This is a genomic window from Pedobacter sp. BG31 (assembly GCF_042464845.1).
Classification (GTDB): Bacteria; Bacteroidota; Bacteroidia; order Sphingobacteriales; family Sphingobacteriaceae; genus Pedobacter; species Pedobacter suwonensis.
The window spans coordinates 49,985-69,396 of sequence record NZ_JBHNZK010000012.1; the positions used below are offsets into that span (position 1 = coordinate 49,985).

At 39.6% G+C, this 19,412-nt stretch carries 21 protein-coding genes; 16 read left to right on the forward strand and 5 right to left on the reverse strand.

The features are described 5' to 3' along the window. Positions 1-6: 6 nt before the first annotated feature. The 13 genes from ilvB to ACFE6N_RS15005 all read left to right on the forward strand — a co-directional run bounded on the left by ilvB (position 7) and on the right by ACFE6N_RS15005 (position 13,812). The gene (ilvB, locus tag ACFE6N_RS14945; protein ID WP_145859947.1) at positions 7-1,758 is read left to right on the forward strand and encodes a biosynthetic-type acetolactate synthase large subunit; all 1,752 of its coding nucleotides are present in this window, start codon (positions 7-9) and stop codon (positions 1,756-1,758) included. Between the two features lie 135 nt (positions 1,759-1,893). After that, the gene (ilvN, locus tag ACFE6N_RS14950; RefSeq protein WP_378937701.1) at positions 1,894-2,532 is read left to right on the forward strand and encodes an acetolactate synthase small subunit; all 639 of its coding nucleotides are present in this window, start codon (positions 1,894-1,896) and stop codon (positions 2,530-2,532) included. 115 nt (positions 2,533-2,647) lie between these two features. Next, positions 2,648-3,025, forward strand: a complete 378-nt coding sequence (locus ACFE6N_RS14955; RefSeq protein ID WP_378937703.1) for a glyoxalase superfamily protein — start codon at positions 2,648-2,650, stop codon at positions 3,023-3,025. A gap of 7 nt (positions 3,026-3,032) precedes the next feature. Beyond that, the gene (locus ACFE6N_RS14960) at positions 3,033-3,494 is read left to right on the forward strand and encodes a DinB family protein (protein WP_378937705.1); all 462 of its coding nucleotides are present in this window, start codon (positions 3,033-3,035) and stop codon (positions 3,492-3,494) included. A gap of 138 nt (positions 3,495-3,632) precedes the next feature. Continuing rightward, complete coding sequence (gene ilvC, locus ACFE6N_RS14965; RefSeq protein WP_378937707.1) at positions 3,633-5,114, forward strand: ketol-acid reductoisomerase; 1,482 nt, start codon at positions 3,633-3,635, stop codon at positions 5,112-5,114. Positions 5,115-5,170: 56 nt separating this feature from the next. After that, entirely contained in the window at positions 5,171-6,583 is a 1,413-nt protein-coding gene (leuC, locus tag ACFE6N_RS14970; protein WP_378937709.1) for a 3-isopropylmalate dehydratase large subunit, read from the forward strand. A 58-nt stretch (positions 6,584-6,641) separates the two neighbouring features. Continuing rightward, positions 6,642-6,944, forward strand: a complete 303-nt coding sequence (locus ACFE6N_RS14975) for an antibiotic biosynthesis monooxygenase family protein (protein ID WP_378937711.1) — start codon at positions 6,642-6,644, stop codon at positions 6,942-6,944. Between the two features lie 121 nt (positions 6,945-7,065). Beyond that, positions 7,066-7,650, forward strand: coding sequence for a 3-isopropylmalate dehydratase small subunit (gene leuD / locus ACFE6N_RS14980; RefSeq protein ID WP_090984919.1), 585 nt, complete (start codon positions 7,066-7,068; stop codon positions 7,648-7,650). Further along, positions 7,650-9,113 carry an ATP-binding cassette domain-containing protein gene (locus ACFE6N_RS14985; protein ID WP_378937713.1) on the forward strand — a complete coding sequence of 488 codons (1,464 nt, stop codon included), beginning with the start codon at positions 7,650-7,652 and terminating at the stop codon, positions 9,111-9,113. Before leuD ends, ACFE6N_RS14985 begins: the two co-directional genes overlap by 1 nt. Before the next feature lie 141 nt (positions 9,114-9,254). After that, complete coding sequence (gene leuB, locus ACFE6N_RS14990) at positions 9,255-10,346, forward strand: 3-isopropylmalate dehydrogenase (RefSeq protein WP_090985041.1); 1,092 nt, start codon at positions 9,255-9,257, stop codon at positions 10,344-10,346. A gap of 10 nt (positions 10,347-10,356) precedes the next feature. Continuing rightward, positions 10,357-11,517, forward strand: a complete 1,161-nt coding sequence (locus tag ACFE6N_RS14995) for a 2-isopropylmalate synthase (RefSeq protein ID WP_378937715.1) — start codon at positions 10,357-10,359, stop codon at positions 11,515-11,517. A gap of 359 nt (positions 11,518-11,876) precedes the next feature. Next, positions 11,877-13,127: a threonine ammonia-lyase IlvA gene (ilvA, locus tag ACFE6N_RS15000; RefSeq protein WP_090984925.1), complete on the forward strand. Its 1,251-nt coding sequence runs from the start codon at positions 11,877-11,879 to the stop codon at positions 13,125-13,127. Positions 13,128-13,461: 334 nt separating this feature from the next. After that, entirely contained in the window at positions 13,462-13,812 is a 351-nt protein-coding gene (locus tag ACFE6N_RS15005) for a cupin domain-containing protein (RefSeq protein ID WP_378937717.1), read from the forward strand. Positions 13,813-13,882: 70 nt separating this feature from the next. On the opposite strand, the gene ACFE6N_RS15010 is transcribed toward ACFE6N_RS15005, so the two are convergent. Further along, a complete protein-coding gene (locus ACFE6N_RS15010; RefSeq protein ID WP_378937719.1) occupies positions 13,883-14,443 on the reverse strand; it encodes a DUF4230 domain-containing protein in 561 nt (186 codons plus the stop codon). Positions 14,444-14,578: 135 nt separating this feature from the next. On the opposite strand from ACFE6N_RS15010, the gene ACFE6N_RS15015 reads away from it, so the two are divergent. Beyond that, on the forward strand, positions 14,579-14,950 hold the full coding sequence (locus ACFE6N_RS15015) for a hypothetical protein (RefSeq protein ID WP_378937721.1): 372 nt from the start codon (positions 14,579-14,581) through the stop codon (positions 14,948-14,950). Positions 14,951-15,067: 117 nt separating this feature from the next. Here the strand turns inward: ACFE6N_RS15015 and ACFE6N_RS15020 are convergent, their stop codons facing one another. Continuing rightward, entirely contained in the window at positions 15,068-16,060 is a 993-nt protein-coding gene (locus tag ACFE6N_RS15020) for an ABC transporter ATP-binding protein (protein ID WP_378937723.1), read from the reverse strand. Between the two features lie 128 nt (positions 16,061-16,188). Here ACFE6N_RS15020 and ACFE6N_RS15025 point away from each other — a divergent pair, with 128 nt between their 5' ends. Both ACFE6N_RS15025 and ACFE6N_RS15030 read left to right on the forward strand, forming a co-directional pair. Then, the gene (locus ACFE6N_RS15025) at positions 16,189-16,473 is read left to right on the forward strand and encodes a DUF6364 family protein (protein WP_378937725.1); all 285 of its coding nucleotides are present in this window, start codon (positions 16,189-16,191) and stop codon (positions 16,471-16,473) included. Next, a complete protein-coding gene (locus ACFE6N_RS15030; protein ID WP_378937727.1) occupies positions 16,463-16,879 on the forward strand; it encodes a type II toxin-antitoxin system VapC family toxin in 417 nt (138 codons plus the stop codon). Before ACFE6N_RS15025 ends, ACFE6N_RS15030 begins: the two co-directional genes overlap by 11 nt. A gap of 114 nt (positions 16,880-16,993) precedes the next feature. On the opposite strand, the gene ACFE6N_RS15035 is transcribed toward ACFE6N_RS15030, so the two are convergent. The 3 genes from ACFE6N_RS15035 to ACFE6N_RS15045 all read right to left on the reverse strand — a co-directional run bounded on the left by ACFE6N_RS15035 (position 16,994) and on the right by ACFE6N_RS15045 (position 19,193). After that, positions 16,994-17,788 (reverse strand): outer membrane beta-barrel protein, encoded by a 795-nt coding sequence (locus tag ACFE6N_RS15035; RefSeq protein ID WP_378937730.1) that lies wholly within the window; start codon positions 17,786-17,788, stop codon positions 16,994-16,996. A gap of 102 nt (positions 17,789-17,890) precedes the next feature. Continuing rightward, complete coding sequence (locus ACFE6N_RS15040) at positions 17,891-18,643, reverse strand: hypothetical protein (RefSeq protein ID WP_378937732.1); 753 nt, start codon at positions 18,641-18,643, stop codon at positions 17,891-17,893. Then, positions 18,624-19,193 carry an RNA polymerase sigma factor gene (locus tag ACFE6N_RS15045; protein ID WP_090984941.1) on the reverse strand — a complete coding sequence of 190 codons (570 nt, stop codon included), beginning with the start codon at positions 19,191-19,193 and terminating at the stop codon, positions 18,624-18,626. Before ACFE6N_RS15045 ends, ACFE6N_RS15040 begins: the two co-directional genes overlap by 20 nt. Between the last annotated feature and the right edge of the window lie 219 nt (positions 19,194-19,412).

A 19,412-nucleotide genomic window follows, 5' to 3' on the forward strand; every position in this document is an offset into this window, starting at 1 on the left:
ATAACTATGGAAACTGCACAAGAAACAATGCAACAAACCGAGACGAAAGCAGAAACCTCAAAAACCTTATTTAAAGGTACGGGCTCTCAGGTATTGTTGAATGGATTAATTGAAGAAGGTGTTACCACCATTTTCGGTTATCCTGGAGGAGCAATCATGCCTATTTATGATGCTCTTTATGATTATGCCGATAAATTAGAACATATATTGGTTCGCCATGAGCAAGGTGGTATACACGCCGCACAGGGTTTTGCACGTGCAAGCGGCAAAGTGGGTGTTTGTTTTGCCACCAGCGGACCCGGCGCAACCAACCTGGTTACTGGCCTGGCTGATGCACAAATTGACAGTACGCCATTGGTATGTATTACAGGTCAGGTATTTGCCCATTTATTGGGAACAGATGCTTTCCAGGAAACCGACGTAATTAACATTACTACACCGGTTACCAAATGGAACTATCAGGTTACCGATGCTAAAGAAATTCAGGAGGTTTTGGCCAAAGCCTTTTACATTGCTAAAAGTGGCAGACCAGGTCCGGTTTTAATTGACATTACCAAAAATGCACAGTTACAGCTTGAGGAATTCCCTGAATACGTAAAATGCAATCATATCCGCAGTTATCGCCCAAAACCAAAAGTTAGGGTTGAATATATTGAGCAGGCCGCCGAATTGATTAATGCCGCTAAAAAACCTTTTGTATTGTTTGGTCAAGGCGTGATTTTAGGCAAGGCCGAAAAAGAATTTAAAGCCTTTATCGAAAAAGCGGGCATCCCTTCTGCCTGGACCATCATGGGCGAAAGTGCTATCCCAACTGCTCACCCTTTAAATGTAGGTATGTTGGGTATGCATGGTAATTACGGTCCGAATGTGTTAACCAACGAAGCGGATGTAATCATCGCCATCGGTATGCGATTTGATGACCGCGTAACCGGCCGTTTAGATAAATATGCCAAACAGGCCAAAATTGTTCATTTAGACATCGATCCTGCTGAAATTGATAAAAACGTTAAGGCTGAAGTAGGTGTTTGGGGCGATTGTAAGGAAACTTTACCGCTATTAACCAATTTGGTTAATGAAAACAAACATGAAGATTGGTTAGCTAAGTTCAGACAATACAACCAACAAGAAATAGACCAGGTAATTACACCAGAACTTTATCCTGCTGGCGATGAAATGACCATGGGCGAAGTATTACGCAACATCAACGAAATCTGTGGTGGTGAAGCCGTAATTGTTACCGATGTTGGCCAGCATCAAATGGTAGCTTGCCGTTACGCAACATTCAACAATAGCCGCAGCAATATCACTTCTGGTGGTTTAGGAACCATGGGTTTTGGTTTACCGGCGGCAATCGGCGCTAAATACGGTGCACCTGAAAAAACGGTTATTGCTATTATTGGTGACGGGGGTTTTCAAATGACTCCTCAGGAATTAGGTACGATTATGCAATTCGGTGCTGCAGTAAAAATCCTGATCCTGAATAACCGTTTCTTGGGAATGGTTCGTCAATGGCAGCAGTTATTTCATGATAAACGTTACTCTTTTGTTAACATCACCAGCCCTGATTTTGTAGCACTGGCTAAATCTTATTACATCGAGGCAGCCAAAGTTGACGAACGCGCAAACCTCAGAGCAGCATTGGAAACCATGATCAACCACGAAGGTTCTTACTTACTTGAAGTAATGGTGGGAAGAGAAAACAATGTTTTCCCAATGGTTCCACAAGGAATGAGCGTAAGCGAAATCAGGTTAAAATAAGTTGAAAGGTAAAAGCTCAAAGACAAAAGCAAACGCATTCGTCATCTCGACTGAAGCGCAGCGAAATGGAGAGATCTCTTTTAACAACAGATTTCTCCAAAAGGTCGAAATGACGAATAGATAAAAGAAATTATCATGAGTACTGAAAATACATTAGAACATAAAACAACAAAAGCCAACTTTGACGGTAAGCAGGAATATACCATTACGGTTTACGCTGAAAACCGCATCGGTTTATTAAACAGGATTGCGATTATTTTCTCGAAAAGAAAAATTAACATCGAAAGCCTTAACACCTCCCCTTCTGAAATTGATGGCATCCACCGTTTCAACATTGTGATACAGGAAAGCTACGAAGTAGTACGGAAACTGGCACGCCAGATTGAAAAGCAGATCGAAGTACTGAAAGTTTATTTTAATACCAATGATGAGATCATCTGGCAGGAACTGGCACTTTATAAGGTTTCTACCGATGAGATTGCGGAAAAAGTAACTGTTGAGCGTTTATTAAGGCAATATGGCGCCAGTGCGGTGGTGATCCGTAAAGATTATACTGTTTTTGCAGTAACTGGTCACCGCGAAGAAACGGATGCATTGGTAAAAGCTTTAGAACCTTATGAATTGATTGAATTTGTTCGCTCAGCAAGAGTTGCAATTATTAAAGACAGCGCAGGTTTCCATGAGAAGTTAAAAGAATTTGAAGCCTTTGAACCAGGAGAAGAACTGGTAGAAAACGAATTTTTGGATAAAGGAGAGAAAATTTTTACCATGTAGCCAACAACAAATCCGTCATTGCGAGGAGGAACGACGTAGCAATCTTATAGACCAGTTCAAATAGATTGCTTCGGCTCACAGCAATTCAGCCTTGCAATGACGAAAAAACAAAAACATGAAATGTAATAAAGCCATACCAGTTTTAAAAATATTCGATTACGATAAAGCCATTGAGTTTTATGTGGACTGGCTTGGTTTTAAAATAGACTGGAAACATACTTTCGAAGAAAATGCCCCGGTTTATATGCAAATTTCACTCAATGGTATCGAATTACATCTAACTCAGCATCATGGCGACTGTTCTCCAGGTGCAAGTGTTTTTGTAGATTGTACAGGGCTGAAAGAATTTCATAAAAGCATTATTGATAAAAAATATAAATACAACCGCCCCGGATTGGAAAAAACATTTTACGGAACCTGGGCAGTAACCGTAAATGATCCGTTTTACAACAAAATAATCTTTAACCAAACTTTAACTGAAGCAGAAAAATAACAGCAAAATGGATCAGATATTTGACTTTATTATTAACTCAAGAACGGCATTTATTAAGTTGGTTGATAGCTTAACTATCGAACAGTTGAATAAAATTCCGGATGGTTATAACAACAACATCATCTGGAACTTTGGGCACATTGTAGTAAGCACTCAGACACTGTGTTATTTCCGTACCGGTATCTGGCCTGATGCAAGTGCCGTAAAGTTTAATGAGTTTTACAAGAAAGATACAAAACCAACTTATACGGTAACGGAAGCGGAAGTTGCGGAACTGAAAGCTATGGCTTTAGTGAGTATTGAAAACATTAAAGCCGATTATGCAAAAGGAACATTTACAAACATTACCCCTTTTTTGACATCAACCTACGGTGTGCAGCTGAATAGTATTGAGGAGGTACTGATTACCACTATCGGACATGATAATGTACATTTTGGTTACGCCTCCGCGTTGAAAAAACAATTGTAAAACAGAAAGATGCTTCGACTACGCTCAGCATGGCAACAAAAATAAAATCGGTAAAGTCACTCAATCAGGGTAATCAATCCGAAAGAAAAAAAAGAATACATAAAACGATAATTAAATAGAAATTAACCAATAAAAACAATGGCAAATTATTTTAACACATTACCTCTTAGAGAAAAACTAAACCAATTGGGTGTTTGCGACTTCATGGACAGTGCTGAATTTTTAGATGGCGTTAGCGCATTAAAAGGCAAAAAACTGGTAATTGTAGGTTGCGGCGCACAAGGCTTAAACCAAGGGTTAAATTTAAGAGATAGTGGTTTAGATGTAAGCTACACTTTACGTAAGGAAGCAATTGAGGGCAAACGCGATTCGTGGAAAAATGCAACTGAAAATAATTTCACCGTTGGCACTTACGAAGAACTTATCCCGAATGCGGATGTGGTAATCAACCTTACCCCAGATAAACAACACACTGCAGTTGTAAATGCAATTATGCCTTTAATGAAAGAAGGTGCCACCTTGCTATATTCTCATGGCTTCAATATCGTTGAAGAAGGTATGCAGATCCGTAAAGATCTAACGGTAATTATGGTTGCACCTAAATGCCCGGGTAGTGAGGTTAGAGCAGAATATGTTCGTGGTTTTGGTGTTCCTACTTTAATTGCAGTTCACCCTGAAAACGATCCTCAGGGAAAAGGTCTGGCGCAAGCTAAAGCATATTGTGTGGGTACAGGCGGTCACAGAGCAGGCGTTTTAAGATCATCTTTTGTAGCCGAGGTAAAATCAGATTTAATGGGTGAGCAAACCATCCTTTGCGGTTTGTTACAAACCGGTTCTATTTTATCATTCGATAAAATGATAGAAAAAGGAATTGATGCAGGTTATGCTTCTAAATTGGTTCAATATGGTGTTGAGGTTATTACTGAAGCCTTAAAACAAGGTGGCATCACGGCCATGATGGACCGCTTAAGCAATGTAGCTAAAATCAAAGCCTTCGAAATTTCAGAAGAATTGAAACATATTATGCGTCCATTGTTCCAGAAACACCAGGATGACATTATGAGCGGCGAATTTAGCCGTACCATGATGGAAGATTGGGCAAATGGTGACCAAAACTTATTAAAATGGAGAGCTGAAACCGGTGAAACTGCATTTGAAAAAACTCCGGCTGGTGATGTTAAAATCGGTGAGCAGGAATATTTCGACAACTATACCTTGATGGTGGCTTTTGTTCGCGCCGGTGTTGAATTGGCTTTCGAAACCATGGTACAAGCTGGTATCAAACCAGAGTCGGCTTACTACGAATCGTTACACGAAACACCACTTATTGCCAACACCATCGCCCGTAAAAAATTATTTGAAATGAACCGCGTAATTTCTGATACTGCTGAATACGGATGTTATCTGTTCGACCAGGCCTGCAAACCTTTATTAGGTGATTTCATGAAAAAAGTAGATACCGATTTAGTTGGTAAAAACTTTAATGAAGGTAAAGATGGTGCTGTTGATAACAGACAACTAATTGAGGTAAACGAAGCGATCCGTTCTCATCAGGTTGAGCAAATTGGTGCTACCTTACGTAAAGCCATGACTGCTATGAAAGCCATTAAAACTGCATAATAAATTACAAACCTTACAGGTTTTTAAAACCTGTAAGGTTTATTAAACATAAAAAGATGTCAAAAACATTAGTAGAAAAAATTTGGGATGCTCACGTTGTAAAAAGTGAAGAAGGATTTCCTGATATTTTATACATTGATACACACTTAATACATGAGGTAACGTCTCCGCAGGCATTTGATGGATTGCGCAAAAGAGGTTTACCTGTTTTCCGTCCGAAACAGACGGTAGCCACTGCCGATCATAACGTGCCTACGTTAAATCAATTACTGCCAATTAAAGAAGAGCTTTCGCGCTATCAGGTAGATATGCTGACTAAAAACTGTGCAGAATTTGGAATAGAGCTTTATGGCCTGGGCCACCCTTTTCAGGGGATTGTACATGTTATCGGTCCGGAGCTAGGCATTACTTTACCAGGTAAAACGATGGTTTGCGGCGATAGCCATACCTCAACACATGGTGCTTTTGGTGCCATTGCATTTGGTATCGGCACCTCGCAGGTAGAGCAGGTTTTCGCTACGCAATGTTTGTTGCAGTCGAAACCTAAAACCATGAAAATTGAGGTAAATGGCGAACTCGGAAAAGGTGTTGGCGCAAAAGACATTATCTTATACATCATCGCAAAGATTTCTGCTGCCGGTGGTACAGGTTATTTCATTGAATATGCAGGTTCGGCAATCGAATCGTTAAGCATGGAAGCCCGTATGACCATTTGTAACATGAGTATCGAAATGGGTGCACGTGGTGGATTGATTGCACCAGACCAAACCACTTTCGATTACATCAAAGGAAGGGAATTTGCTCCGGCAGGCGAAGAGTGGGATAAAGCCTTAGCTTACTGGAAAACTTTATATAGCGATGCTGATGCAAAATTTGATAGCGTGTTAACTTTCAACGCTGCGGATATTGCGCCTATGATTACTTATGGTACCAACCCAGGTATGGGAATGGGCATTCAGGAACATATTCCGGCAACCACAGCACAACCAGAAACCGAAAAAGTATCGTACAAAAAAGCGCTGGATTATATGGGCTTTGATGATGATTCATCATTGATCGGGAAACCTGTTGATTATGTTTTTATCGGAAGCTGTACCAACTCCCGCATAGAAGATTTACGTGAAGTTGCCGGTTTTGTCAAAGATAAACGCAAAGCGGATAACGTTACCGTTTGGATTGTTCCAGGCTCAAAACAGGTAGAACAACAGGCTAAAAACGAAGGTTTGGATAAGATTTTCGAAGCAGCCGGTTTTCAGTTACGCGAACCGGGATGCAGCGCCTGTTTAGGAATGAACGAAGATAAAATTCCGGCAGGTAAATATTGTGTATCAACATCAAACAGAAATTTTGAAGGTAGACAAGGACAAAATGCACGCACACTATTGGCCAGCCCGCTTACAGCCGCAGCAGCAGCCGTAACCGGAAAAATTACCGATGTAAGGGAAATGTTGGAAAAAGTAGAGGGTTAAAAGGCAGAAGGTTTAAGGTACGGCAAAATGCCTAGTTTAATCTTCGGCAAATAAATATATGATTTTAGAAGTTGCCATACTAAATGTAAAAGCCGGGTTATCGGCTGATTTTGAAAGCGCTTTTAACGAAGCGCAAAAAATCATTTCCTCAATGGAAGGTTACATTTCGCATCAGCTGCAAAAATGTGTAGAGGTAGAAAATAAATATATCCTGCTGGTAAACTGGAAAACGCTGGAGGCACACACCGAAGGTTTTAGAAGATCTGCAGCCTACCAGGATTGGAAAAAGTTATTGCATCACTTCTATGATCCTTTTCCGACAGTTGAACACTTTACCAAGGTAGAAGGTGGTAGGGCTTAAGGTGGAAGGTAAACACATGAGGTATAAAATTACTACCATTAAGCAAAATGGCTTAAGATAAAAGATAAAAAGTGGAATTTAAGTCTCGCTACTTAATACTCCCTACTTGATACTAATTAACATGAAAAAATTCACAAAATTAACATCGGCCGTTGTGCCTTTAAATATAGAAAATATTGATACTGACCAGATTATCCCGGCAAGGTTTCTGAAAGCGACTACACGCGAAGGTTTCGGCGAGAACCTGTTCCGCGATTGGCGTTATAATGGCGATAATACGCCGAAACCAGAGTTTGTAATGAACAATCCTACTTATAGCGGTCAGATTTTGGTTGCAGGAAAAAACTTTGGTTGTGGAAGTAGTCGCGAGCATGCCGCCTGGGCCATTCAGGATGCTGGCTTTGATGCCGTAATCAGCAGTTTTTTTGCCGATATTTTTAAAGGAAATGCGCTGAACAACGGTTTGCTACCTATACAGGTAAGCGACGCCTTCCTGGCGCAGATTTTTAAAGCGGTGGATAACAATCCTAAATCGGCCTTAGAAGTTGATTTGGAAAAACAAACCGTTACCATTGTAGAAACCGGTGCTCAGGAATCCTTCGAGATCAATCCTTACAAAAAATCATGCTTGATAAACGGTTACGATGACATCGATTTCATCTTAAACCAAAAACAATTAATTGAAGAATTTGAACAGGCCAGGTAATGGATAAACCATTCGTTTACATACAGGATTTAAATTTAGGTTACCGCAACAAAGCGGTGCTAAAGAATTTGTATTGGGAAATGAATAGAGGTGAAAGCTATGCAATCGGCGGCAAAAGTGGAACTGGTAAAACAGCTTTGGCCAAAGCCATTGCCAGCCTCGTCCCTTTTCAGGGAAGCATAGAAATTAATTTTGACCAGCAGAATAAACTTCCTCAGGAAGTACTTTATGTAGAAAGCTGGTACCAGTTTAAAAACCTGGAAGGGGTGGCCAATTTTTATTATCAACAGCGGTATACCAGTTTACAGGCTAATGATACCTTGACCGTTCATGCAGAATTGGTAAATTATGGAAAAGAGAAAGGACTTCATTTCGATCAGGTTGAGCCGATTTTGGAAGCTTTGGGTTTTGCAACATTTGCCAGCTCACAATTAATCGAATTATCCAGCGGCGAACACAAAAAGTTGCAGCTGGTTAAAGCACTTTGGTTAAAACCGCAGCTGTTGATTATCGATCAACCCTATACAGGTTTAGATACTGCTTCGCGGAAAAACCTAAACGCTTTATTGGATCAGGTGGCTGCAGAAGGTGTGCAATTGATCCTGATTAGTAATGACACCGAATTGCCAACTTCCATTCGTTCATTTGCTGAAATAAGAGACGGGAAGCTGCTCAAAGTAGATGCACTGGAAAGTGCTGCTGTCGAAATCCACTTAAGAGAAATACCGGATTTTTTAAAAGAATCGCCCGTTTACAGTACCCAGGATATTGTAAAAATGGTTAATGTAAACATCAGCTATGGTGAAAAACAGGTATTGAAAAACATTAACTGGGAAATCAAAGCAGGAGAAAAATGGCTTCTTCAAGGCCATAACGGGTCAGGGAAGTCGACCTTACTAAGCCTGATCAACGGCGATCATCCACAATCTTATGCGAACGAACTTTATTTATTCGGCAACAGACGTGGAAGCGGCGAAAGCATATGGGACATTAAACAGCATATCGGCTTAATCTCACCCGAATTTCACTGGTATTTCGATCCCACCGCTACCGTTTGGCAAAGCATTGCCTCCGGTTTTTATGATACCGTAGGTTTATTCCAGCAATTGCCTTATACTAAAAGTACACAGGTTGATGAATTGGTAGCATACTTTGGCCTTACCGAAGAGAAAAATGAATTGTTAACTGCGCTTCCACTCGGTAAACAACGATTGGTGTTGTTGGCGCGGACAATCATAAAAAATCCGGAACTATTAATTCTGGACGAACCTTGCCAGGGTTTAGACCAGCAGCAAAGCAAACATTTTAACCAATTGGTTGATGAATTATGTAGCAATGGGATGACCTTAATTTATGTTGGCCATTTTGAATCGCAGCTGCCAACCTGCATAGAAAAAAGAATATTGTTAGAAAAAGGCGAGGTAAAAGTCGTCGAAAGTTTAAACACAGAAATATTAAGCTGATGAAAGTTAACCACAGATAATAAGGATGAACACAGATAAAAATCTAATGGTTCGTGAAGACACAAACCATGGGAGAAATCAATCTGTGTCTATCTGTGCAAATCCGTGGTAAAAACAGCAACAGCAAAAGAGGAGTCAACAATGAAGAAGAACATTTTAGTAATACCTGGAGATGGTATCGGCCCCGAGGTCACGACCTGGGGAAAAGCAGCATTAGAAAAAATTGCCGAAATTTTTGGGCATGAATTTAACTTCGAAGAAGCTTTAATGGGCCATGCGGCGATTGAAGTTACCGGCGAACCCCTGCCAGACGAAACTTTGGAAAAAGCAAGGCAAAGCGATGCGATCCTTTTTGGTGCAATTGGGCATGCCAAATATGACAACGATCCAAGTTTAAAAGTCAGACCAGAACAAGGACTTTTGAAAATCCGTAAAGAACTGGGATTATTTGCCAATCTCCGCCCGATATTACTATTTGATGAACTTCTTCAGGCATCGAGCATTAAACCCGAAATTTTAAGGGGAACCGATATTTTGTTTTTCCGTGAGTTAACGGGTGATGTTTATTTTGGGGAGAAAACACGTTCTGAAGACCGGAACACGGCTTCAGATCTGATGATTTACCACCGTTACGAAGTAGAGCGTATTGCACATAAAGCTTACCAGGCTGCACAACAACGCAACAAACGTTTATGTTCGGTAGATAAAGCCAACGTTTTGGAAAGCTCACGCCTGTGGCGTGAAACCGTTCAGGAAATTGCCAAACAATATCCTGATGTAGAAACAGAGCATATGTTTATCGATAATGCAGCCATGCAGCTGATCAAAAACCCGAAAAAGTTTGACGTGGTATTAACCGCTAATTTGTTTGGTGATATTTTAACCGATGAGGCATCGCAGATTGCAGGTTCAATGGGTATGCTGGCTTCAGCTTCTGTTGGCGAAAGCACTGGTTTCTTCGAACCCATCCATGGTTCTGCTCACGATATTGCCGGTAAAGATTTAGCCAATCCGCTAGCCTCTATCCTATCGGCTGCACTGATGCTGGAAATCGGATTCGGACTTAAAGAAGAAGCTAAATTATTGGTTGATACCATCGACCAGGTATTAAAAGAAGGCTTCAGAACGCACGATATCGCCGACCAAAGCACTAACCGTTTTAAAGTTTTGGGTACCGCCGAAATGGGAAAGTTAGTATTGAAATTCTTATCACAAAAATTAATCAACTCCTAAATCAAAGATTATGATTCACGACCCTAACAAAGTTTATATTTTCGACACCACCTTACGTGATGGTGAGCAGGTTCCAGGCTGCCAGTTAGATACAAACCAAAAAATAGAAATCGCTAAATCACTTGAGCTTTTAGGCGTTGATGTGATTGAAGCAGGTTTCCCGGTATCCAGTCCCGGAGATTTTAACAGCGTAATTGAATTATCAAAGGCAGTAACCAACCCGATCATTTGTGCCTTAACACGCGCCAATAAAAATGATATCGACGTTGCTGCAGATGCGTTGCGTTACGCCAAGAGGCCGCGTATCCACACCGGGATCGGCTCTTCGGATTTCCACATCAAACATAAATTTAACAGTACCCGCGAAGAAATTTTAGAACGTGCCGTAGAAGCAGTAAGGTATTCGAAAAAATTTGTCGAAGACGTTGAATTCTATGCAGAAGATGCCGGCCGTGCCGATATCGAATTTTTAGCCAAAATGGTTGAAGCCGTGATTGCGGCGGGTGCAACCGTGGTCAATATTCCGGACACCAACGGTTATTGCCTGCCAGATCAATACGGCTCGAAGATTCTTTATTTGAAAGAGAATGTAAAAAACATCGATAAAGCCATAATCTCAGTGCATTGCCACAACGATTTGGGTTTAGCTACCGCCAACTCTATCGCTGGTTTACAAAATGGTGCCCGCCAGGTGGAATGTACCATTAACGGTATTGGCGAGCGTGCAGGGAATACTTCTATGGAAGAAGTGGTGATGATTTTGAAAACGCACAAAGTTCTGGGTTTAAATACCCAGATTGATGCCACCCGTTTTTACGAAATGAGCCACATGGTACGAAACCAGATGAATATGCCGGTACAACCCAATAAAGCTATTGTTGGCGGAAACGCATTTTCGCACAGTTCGGGCATCCACCAGGATGGTTTCTTAAAAAACCGCGAAAACTACGAAATTATTAAACCTGAAGATGTCGGTTTTCCTGATGCTACGATAGTATTAACTGCAAGAAGCGGTCGCCATGCCTTAAAACATCATTTAGAACGCCTAGGCTATCAATTGGAAAAAGAGCACCTTGATATTGTTTACAAACAGTTTTTGGTCTTAGCCGATAGCAAACAGGGCATTAACGATACTGATTTGAACCAATTGGTTGCGCTGCACCTGGCCTAGAAGCCGAAAGGTTAGAGACTAAAGCTGAGAGCGACAAGCGAACGGCCTAAAGATTCAGGGTTTTGGCGTTAAGCCGGTGCGTTTTAGTTTGACACACCGACTCGGCTTCCCTAAACCTGATAGCAGTGGAAATACTTTTTAATTGCGGCCAACTTAAATATGATGTCATGCTGAGGCACGAAGCATCTGTAACCGATGGAAAACAGGTTTTTCGCTCCTCAGCACGGCAGCCGTATTAAAAAGATTGAAACGAATAGCAGGGCTGTAATAACCGATGGATTGCCGAACCCTGCTTTACAAAAAATATCAGAGAAATTTTAAGTCTTAATACTTGATCCTCTCTACTTGATACTAAAAAAATGAATACTACAACACCACATACACTAGATTTTAAATCTGCAACAGAAAGGCTCAAAAACGTGGTAAAACGTACCCCGCTTGAGTTTAATGCCGGACTTTCTTCTTTTTACAATGCCAATATTTATTTAAAAAGAGAAGATCTGCAGATTGTACGCTCTTACAAACTGCGTGGTGCTTACAATAAAATCAGTTCGCTGCCTCAGGAACTGTTGGTAAACGGCGTAGTTTGTGCAAGTGCCGGAAACCACGCGCAGGGTGTGGCTTACTCTTGTAAAAAACTGGGCATTAAAGGTGTGATATTTATGCCTGAAATTACCCCGAAACAAAAGGTAAAACAAACCTATATGTTCGGTGGCGAAAATGTGGAAGTGGTTTTGGTTGGCGATACTTTTGACGATTGCTTAAAAGAAGCGCTTGCTTACAGTGCTGAAAAAAAGGCCACTTTTATTCCTCCTTTTGATGATGAAAAGGTAATTGAAGGACAAGCTACCGTAGGCGTAGAAATTTTTGAAGACCTGCCTGATTTAGATATGGTGGTGATGCCTGTAGGTGGCGGAGGCCTGGCATCAGGTGTAAGTGCTTACCTAAAAACCGTTAAACCCGATGTAAAACTGATTGGTGTTGAGCCGCTTGGTGCACCCTCGATGGTTACAGCAATGGAGCATGGTGGACCTTATACATTAGATGAAATAGACCGCTTTGTGGATGGTGCCGCTGTAAAAAGGATTGGCCACATTACTTATGAATATTGTAAGGAACTGCTTGACCAGATGCATTTAATACCCGAAGGAAAAATCTGCACCACCATTTTAAAACTGTATAATGAGGACGCCATTGTGGTAGAACCAGCTGGAGCGCTATCTATAGCTGCATTAGATCAGCTTAAAGACCAGATTACCGGTAAAACGGTGGTATGTGTTGTTAGCGGCGGAAACAATGACATAGAGCGCATGCAGGAGATTAAAGAGAAGTCTTTACTTTTCGAAGGTTTAAAACATTATTTTATTGTTCGTTTCCCACAAAGACCAGGTGCTTTAAAATTATTTGTGAATGAAGTTTTAGGACCACAGGATGATATTACCCGTTTCGAGTTTATTAAAAAAACCAACAGGGAAAACGGTCCGGCGTTGGTGGGCATTGAGCTTTCGAACAAAAATGATTACGCCAGCTTATTACAGCGTATGAAAGATTTTAAATTCGAAATTATCGAGTTAAATCAGGATCAGACTTTGTTTGAATATTTGGTCTAGCTTTTTTTTACCGCAAAGGGTGCGAAGTTTTTCGCAGAGTACGCAAAGTATAATTAATTCCTCTGTCATCCTGAGGGATAATTTATTTTATAAAAATCAACATGATTGACAGCAGCATCTAATTGAAATAAACCTCTCCGAGTATCGTCATTGCGAGAAGGCTTTTCAGCCAACGAAGCAATCTTTACAGCAAGGATCATTTTAGCGTGAAAGATTGCTTCGTCGTTCCTCCTCGCAATGACGACCTCCCTAGTGAAGTCTGTCAATGTTAGGGCAACGAAGGACAATCAAGATGTTTCGACAAGCTCAACATGCCATATCTTAATCAAAAAAAATGAACTTCAGAGATTTAACCAACAAAGCATTAATTACGGATAGCGATATCAGCTGGGAAGAATTAGGTGCTGGCGTTAGACGAAAAATTATGGCTTATGATAGCAACCTGATGTTGGTTAAAGTAGCATTTGAGAAAGATGCCATTGGTACCATTCATAATCATCCGCATTTACAGATGAGTTATGTTGCCAAAGGCAGTTTTGAAGTAAGTATGGGTGATGATAAGAAAATCCTAAACGAAGGCGATGTTTTCTTTGCCCCATCAAATGTATTTCATGGCGTGGTTTGTTTGGAAGATGGGATATTGATTGATGTCTTTAACCCACACCGTGAAGATTTTTTAAAATAAGACCGAGGTCGGGAGTCGGAAAGTCCGAGGTCGGGTGCAATCCTAAACCCTAAATCTTCCGCCTTCTACCTTATTCAAAGGTAAACCTCACATTCTTGTAGCCCAACCCCTCAATAATGGGCTTAAGCACCGTAGTAGCATTGGTTTTTGTTTGCGCTAAAATGCTCGATTTTTTAACTTCGGCAGTAATTTGTCTTTCTGCGGCTTTGTATGCTTCATCTACCAAACTCGCCTCGCGAAAAAAAGCCATTTTCGTATCGTAAACACGTGAGTTTTTATGGTCGATTTTTACATAACAGATTTCGGGCTGTGGTAAATTTACTACAGCAGTGTCCGCATCAATACTTATATCATCTTTCGCAATTTTAGTCAGATCGATACAGCCTACCGCTTCGGCTTTGATAATCAATAAAACACTGGCCTCAGGTAAAAAATCTGTCTTGTTCTTATGTTCTAAAACGTCACTAATCTGGTACCTTACCAGCTCCAGTTTACCTATGGCCTCAATTTTCTCCACCAAAAGCTGATGTTTGCTTTCTACAGTGGTATTGATACTGAACTTTTTGGAAATAAAAAAGTAGGCGGCGACCAAAAGGATTAACCAGGGTAAGAGTCGAAAAAAGATCTTCATATGGGGTGAATAAATGAAAATTTATAATTGGTATCTATGGTTCACTGTACAATAATTAATCCATAAATGGGCTGTTGGATTTTTTGGCAGCAGATTTGTAATATCAAAATCACACACAAATAAAAACTAATCAACATGAAAAAACTTACCATCTTAATGCTTTGCATTGCCACACTAGGTCTGGCTTCGTGCAAGAAAGAAACACTTGTTCAACAAACTGCACCCAATAGAACAGTTGTATTTGATGTAACTCCAAATAAATGGGTACTTGAGAATGGAAAATATTATTTGGATTTAAACATTCCAGAAATTGATGATGTAAATTTCTATGACGAAGGAATATTGGTTTATACAGCGACACCAAATTATACAAATTATTATCAATTACCTTATGGCGATATGGACTATGAGGCTCATATTGGTGGGATTTCGATAAGCAGATCAACACTACCGACAACTCCAATCAGGATAAAAGTTGTACTCGTTGCAGCGGAAAATGTTACTTAGAGAAAAATATCTAATTCTAAAAAACGACTATTTTCAATTGAACATAGTCGTTTTTTTTGTCTTATTCTAATCTGAAAAAGTTATAATTATACTTATAACTTGAAATTATACCTATGATTAAAACTCCAGATATCTGCTAATATTCAACTGAACATGGTCATTTTTTTGATGTTCTCCCCTGTTTAATTGCAAAGCGCGCACATTCACACCGTTTCTTTCCAACAACAGCTCCTCATAAAAACCTTTGTAGTAAACATCTTTTACTTCAAAGCGCCTGCTGCTCCAGTTATTGTTAATCTCCGCCCATTCCGGATAAAATACAACAAAATCTTTTTGCGCCTTTAAACCTATTTTTTCGGCTTCATCTCGCGCCAAAACTACCGCATTACCTAAAATTTGTGCTGTATAAATGTGTTTTGGCTGCTGGTAAATTTCAGCTGGTTTTCCCGTTTGCAAAAGTTCGCCATTGCGCAAAATCAATAACTGATCAGCTAAAAATAAGCCATCGGCCGGATCATGCGAAACCAATATCACCGTTACACCAGTTTCGGCAGCTATACGTTTGATATCAGCACGCAGCTGATTTTTAAGCAAAGCATCAACCTGGCTGAAAGGTTCGTCTAAAAGCAGCACCTGCGTATCCGAAACCATGGCTTTAGCGATGGCCACGCGTTGTTGCTCACCTCCACTCAGTTCAATAATTTTCTTATTCTGGAGCGGTAAAATCCGTAAATGCTCCATGATGGCCAAAGTTTTTTCAGCTTTGGTTTTTAGGTCGGTATTGGATAATTGCGAGGCAATATTATCGTACACTTTCGCATAAATGTTAAGCGAGAAATCCTGTGTAACCATTTTCATCTGCTTATGGCCGGGAATCAACTGCTCATCTGGTCCCTTAACACGCTTATCTTCAAAAAAGATTTCTCCTTCATCAGTTTTCAACAAACCATAGATGGATTTTAATAAGGTTGATTTTCCACTTCCGCTTTCGCCGATAATGGCAACCACATCGCCTTTTTTAATGTCGAAACTTACATTTCTGATTCCACCGGCCTGTTCTGCCTGATATTGCTTGGTTAAATTTTTAACGCTGATTAGGATATTGCTCACAGGGTAAAGATAGTGAATAAGCTTAAAGCAGAAAGGCTAAAGCTTAAAGCAAATTTACACGTGTAAAACAATATTAATTTGCACGTGTAACAATATATATTTAATTTTATATCAATAAATAACATAATATGAATACAAAGCTAACTTTAACGATAAACGATGCCGTTATTAAACGTGCCAAATCCTATGCACAAAAGCAAGGTAGAAGTTTATCGGCTTTGATAGAAAATTATCTGATGGCCATCACGCAAAAAGAAGAGATTGTAGCTAAAGATGATGAGTTATCGCCTTTAATAAAGTCTTTAATGCTTCGTCCAAAAGTAGATTTACCTAATGATTACGATTATAAAAAAGAATTAGAAAAGATTAAGGATGAAAAGTATCAAAAATACTTAAATAACAATGAAGGATAACGTTCTACTCGATTCAGATATTTTGCTCGACTTTTTTTTAAAAAGGGAGCCATTTCTCGATCATGCATCAAAAATTTTGAATCTATGTGCCATCAAGGCTGTTAATGGTTTTGTTACTGGATTGATTATTGCAAATACATACCATTTGTTGAGAAAACACTTTCAACATAAAGATATTTTGGCTGATTTTAAGATTTTATTTACTTTTTTAGATGTATTAATAATTGATAAAAGTGTTATTATATCCTCAATTGATTCAGATTTCTTGGATTTTGAGGATGCCCTACAAAATTTTTCAGCTGAAAATAATAGCCTGATCAAAACTATAGTTACCCGGAATATTAAGGATTACAAAAAAAGTAAATTAAGCGTTTTAACTCCTGAAATGTTTCTAAAAACACGCTAAACAAAAAATCCTGTTCCGCCTAACCGAAACAGGATCTGTTCACTTGTGTTTGTTTTATGCTGTTAAGTTATCTCATCTAAATAGATTGATCGGTCCTCTTTAGGGGATTTAGGGTTAATTTAACCCAAAAGTAATTCCGAAGCTCATATTCTTTAAGCCCGCTTGCTGTGCAGTGGTAAACATATCGTTGAAATAGTATTTGGTAAACAAACCTAAACCACCATAACCAAACCTAACAGTACCACCGTAACGAACCGATTGAAAGTGGTAGTTATCATATTGTTTCTCTTTACCGCGTTCCTCGCTAATCTGTTTAATTTTTCCGTTTAACAAAAAGCTAACCTCCGGACCTAATACCAGGTAAAACCTTTTGCCGTTTTTGTTTTCTGCAGTACGGAATTCAAAATTTAAGGGAATGTGTACATAGCTGCTCGAAAAACGGTTTTTAGAAAAATGTACCGGCGATTCTGTATAAACAAACTCATTTGAGTTTTTTGCAATGGTAATATCTTTTCTCAAACGGATCAAAGTCCAGTCAAATCCTCCTGCTACGTAAACCTTAAAGTTTGAATTGAAACGGTATCCAAACTGTAACACATCAAAAGAGAATGTACTGGTTTTCCCACCTTTATAATCTAAAAAATCGTTATTTGGAGATAAATTGAAACTGCCGTTATCAATTAACCTGGAGAAACCCAAATCTACACGGGTAAAGGTAATACCACCTACAAAACGGCCGTTTTTGGGTTGTTTATTTACGCTGTCTTTGCCGTCCCTTGTTATCTTTACAATTCCATAATCCAAATCTCTTCTATTCCTTTTGATAGAATCTTGTTGTGCAAAAGCACCAGGAGCCATAACACCGGCAAGTCCGCTTACCAAAAGTGTTGTATAAATTAGACGTTTCATATTTATGTGTTTGTTATGTTTAATGTTGTAGTGTTTAAATGTTGTGATTTTTTAGTGTTGGTAACTGAAAATTGTAAACTGAAAACTGCCAACTGATAACCGCTATTTCTTCCGTTTACCAAATTTAAAAGGGCCGATATTGATGGATGACAGAGAAGAATCATCATCATCAGTGCGGAACTGGATCAGTTTATCTTTTCTCTTGTCCATTTTGTTAACGATTAGGTTGACTACATCGCCCACATTACGGATGCCTTTATTACTTTGTTCATTATCGTTAACAGGCTCATCTGTTTTAACCGGAGTTGCAACAGCCGCCGTTACCGTCTCCTCTTTCGGCTGCAGAATCGCCTCTTCGATTTTCGTTTTAAGATCTTTTTTAGGTTCCTCAATTTTCGCTATAACAGCTTCCTGTTTCTGCATTTCAGGTGCCGTAATCATGCTATGCGTTTCCTTCAATCCAGTGGCCTTGATTTCCTTTTTAACCTTTGTTTTGGCTATAGCGTTAACTGCTTTAGGTCTAACTGGTAAAACGGGCTGAATACTTTCAACTGTTGTAACTGCCGTATCCTGGGCAATCGGTTCTTTCACCTCTGGTTTAGTTTTTTCAATTACATTATTTGCCAATTGTTTCCCCTGATGGGTTGTATTTTGTTGTTGATAAATCAAAATCCCGATCGTGGCGACCAATAAAATCGCTGCAGCCGACAACCAATATACTGGTATGATTCTTTTCTTCTTCGGCACGATTTCGCTTTCTATATTGCTCCACAAATCTCTTGAAGGTGTTACTTCCGCATCAGCAAAAGTATCCTTAAATAACTGATCGAAATCCTTATCCCGTATAGGTTGCATAACCAAATCCCTCCATTTTTATAATTTCTTCTTTTAATATTGCTCTTGCTCTCGATAGTTGCGATTTGCTCGCCCCTTCTGAGATGCCTAATGTCTCGCCAATTTCTTTATGTGAGTAACCTTCGATTACATACATGTTAAAAACCATCCGGTAACCATCAGCCAGTTTTTGTATCACTTTCATCAGGTCCTGCATACCTAAACGGCTAAAATCAAATCCGGTTGATGGTTGCTCATAAGCTTCATCTATTTCCACTACATTTAAGCTGCGTAAATTTTTACGGTAACTCTCAATAGCGGTATTTACCATCACCCGCCTAATCCAGCCTTCAAAAGAACCCTCACCCCTGTATTCCTTAATTTTCTGAAAAACTTTAATGTAACCCATCTGCAGTACATCTTCAGCTTCCATCCTATCTTTGGCGTATCGCATACAAACGGCCAACATCTTCGATGCTGTTTGCTTATAAAGCAGCTCTTGCATCTTCCGGTCACCAGCTTTGCAGCCTTCCATCAAATCGTTTATTGTATAGCTTCGCGTCAATTTCATTGTGTGTTTGTATATAGAAGATGGCAGATCACAAACAATGGTTGCATAGAGAGAGAAAAAAAGTTAAATAAAGTTAAATTATTAATCATCAAACTGATTTTCAGTAAGATAAATGATATAATATTTTTCAGGAAAGATATAGCTTCTGATTTGGAAAGCAAAGACAAGGGCAATTTTGAAGTGTTAGTTCCGCTATCCGCTTCAAAGCCTCGGCTCGTT

Excerpts from the sequence above, each read along its gene's own strand:
- ACFE6N_RS15025 (WP_378937725.1), top strand. The coding sequence starts at position 16,189 with ATGAATACAAAGCTAACTTTAACGATAAACGATGCCGTTATTAAACGT.
- ACFE6N_RS14975 (WP_378937711.1), top strand. The coding sequence starts at position 6,642 with ATGATTTTAGAAGTTGCCATACTAAATGTAAAAGCCGGGTTATCGGCT.
- ACFE6N_RS15015 (WP_378937721.1), top strand. The coding sequence starts at position 14,579 with ATGAAAAAACTTACCATCTTAATGCTTTGCATTGCCACACTAGGTCTG.
- ACFE6N_RS14995 (WP_378937715.1), top strand. The coding sequence starts at position 10,357 with ATGATTCACGACCCTAACAAAGTTTATATTTTCGACACCACCTTACGT.
- leuB (WP_090985041.1), top strand. The coding sequence starts at position 9,255 with ATGAAGAAGAACATTTTAGTAATACCTGGAGATGGTATCGGCCCCGAG.
- ACFE6N_RS14955 (WP_378937703.1), top strand. The coding sequence starts at position 2,648 with ATGAAATGTAATAAAGCCATACCAGTTTTAAAAATATTCGATTACGAT.
- ACFE6N_RS15005 (WP_378937717.1), top strand. The coding sequence starts at position 13,462 with ATGAACTTCAGAGATTTAACCAACAAAGCATTAATTACGGATAGCGAT.
- ilvC (WP_378937707.1), top strand. The coding sequence starts at position 3,633 with ATGGCAAATTATTTTAACACATTACCTCTTAGAGAAAAACTAAACCAA.
- ACFE6N_RS14985 (WP_378937713.1), top strand. The coding sequence starts at position 7,650 with ATGGATAAACCATTCGTTTACATACAGGATTTAAATTTAGGTTACCGC.
- ACFE6N_RS14960 (WP_378937705.1), top strand. The coding sequence starts at position 3,033 with ATGGATCAGATATTTGACTTTATTATTAACTCAAGAACGGCATTTATT.
- ACFE6N_RS15045 (WP_090984941.1), bottom strand. The coding sequence starts at position 19,193 with ATGAAATTGACGCGAAGCTATACAATAAACGATTTGATGGAAGGCTGC.
- ACFE6N_RS15030 (WP_378937727.1), top strand. The coding sequence starts at position 16,463 with ATGAAGGATAACGTTCTACTCGATTCAGATATTTTGCTCGACTTTTTT.
- leuD (WP_090984919.1), top strand. The coding sequence starts at position 7,066 with ATGAAAAAATTCACAAAATTAACATCGGCCGTTGTGCCTTTAAATATA.
- ACFE6N_RS15010 (WP_378937719.1), bottom strand. The coding sequence starts at position 14,443 with ATGAAGATCTTTTTTCGACTCTTACCCTGGTTAATCCTTTTGGTCGCC.
- ACFE6N_RS15040 (WP_378937732.1), bottom strand. The coding sequence starts at position 18,643 with ATGCAACCTATACGGGATAAGGATTTCGATCAGTTATTTAAGGATACT.
- ilvA (WP_090984925.1), top strand. The coding sequence starts at position 11,877 with ATGAATACTACAACACCACATACACTAGATTTTAAATCTGCAACAGAA.
- ilvN (WP_378937701.1), top strand. The coding sequence starts at position 1,894 with ATGAGTACTGAAAATACATTAGAACATAAAACAACAAAAGCCAACTTT.
- leuC (WP_378937709.1), top strand. The coding sequence starts at position 5,171 with ATGTCAAAAACATTAGTAGAAAAAATTTGGGATGCTCACGTTGTAAAA.
- ilvB (WP_145859947.1), top strand. The coding sequence starts at position 7 with ATGGAAACTGCACAAGAAACAATGCAACAAACCGAGACGAAAGCAGAA.
- ACFE6N_RS15035 (WP_378937730.1), bottom strand. The coding sequence starts at position 17,788 with ATGAAACGTCTAATTTATACAACACTTTTGGTAAGCGGACTTGCCGGT.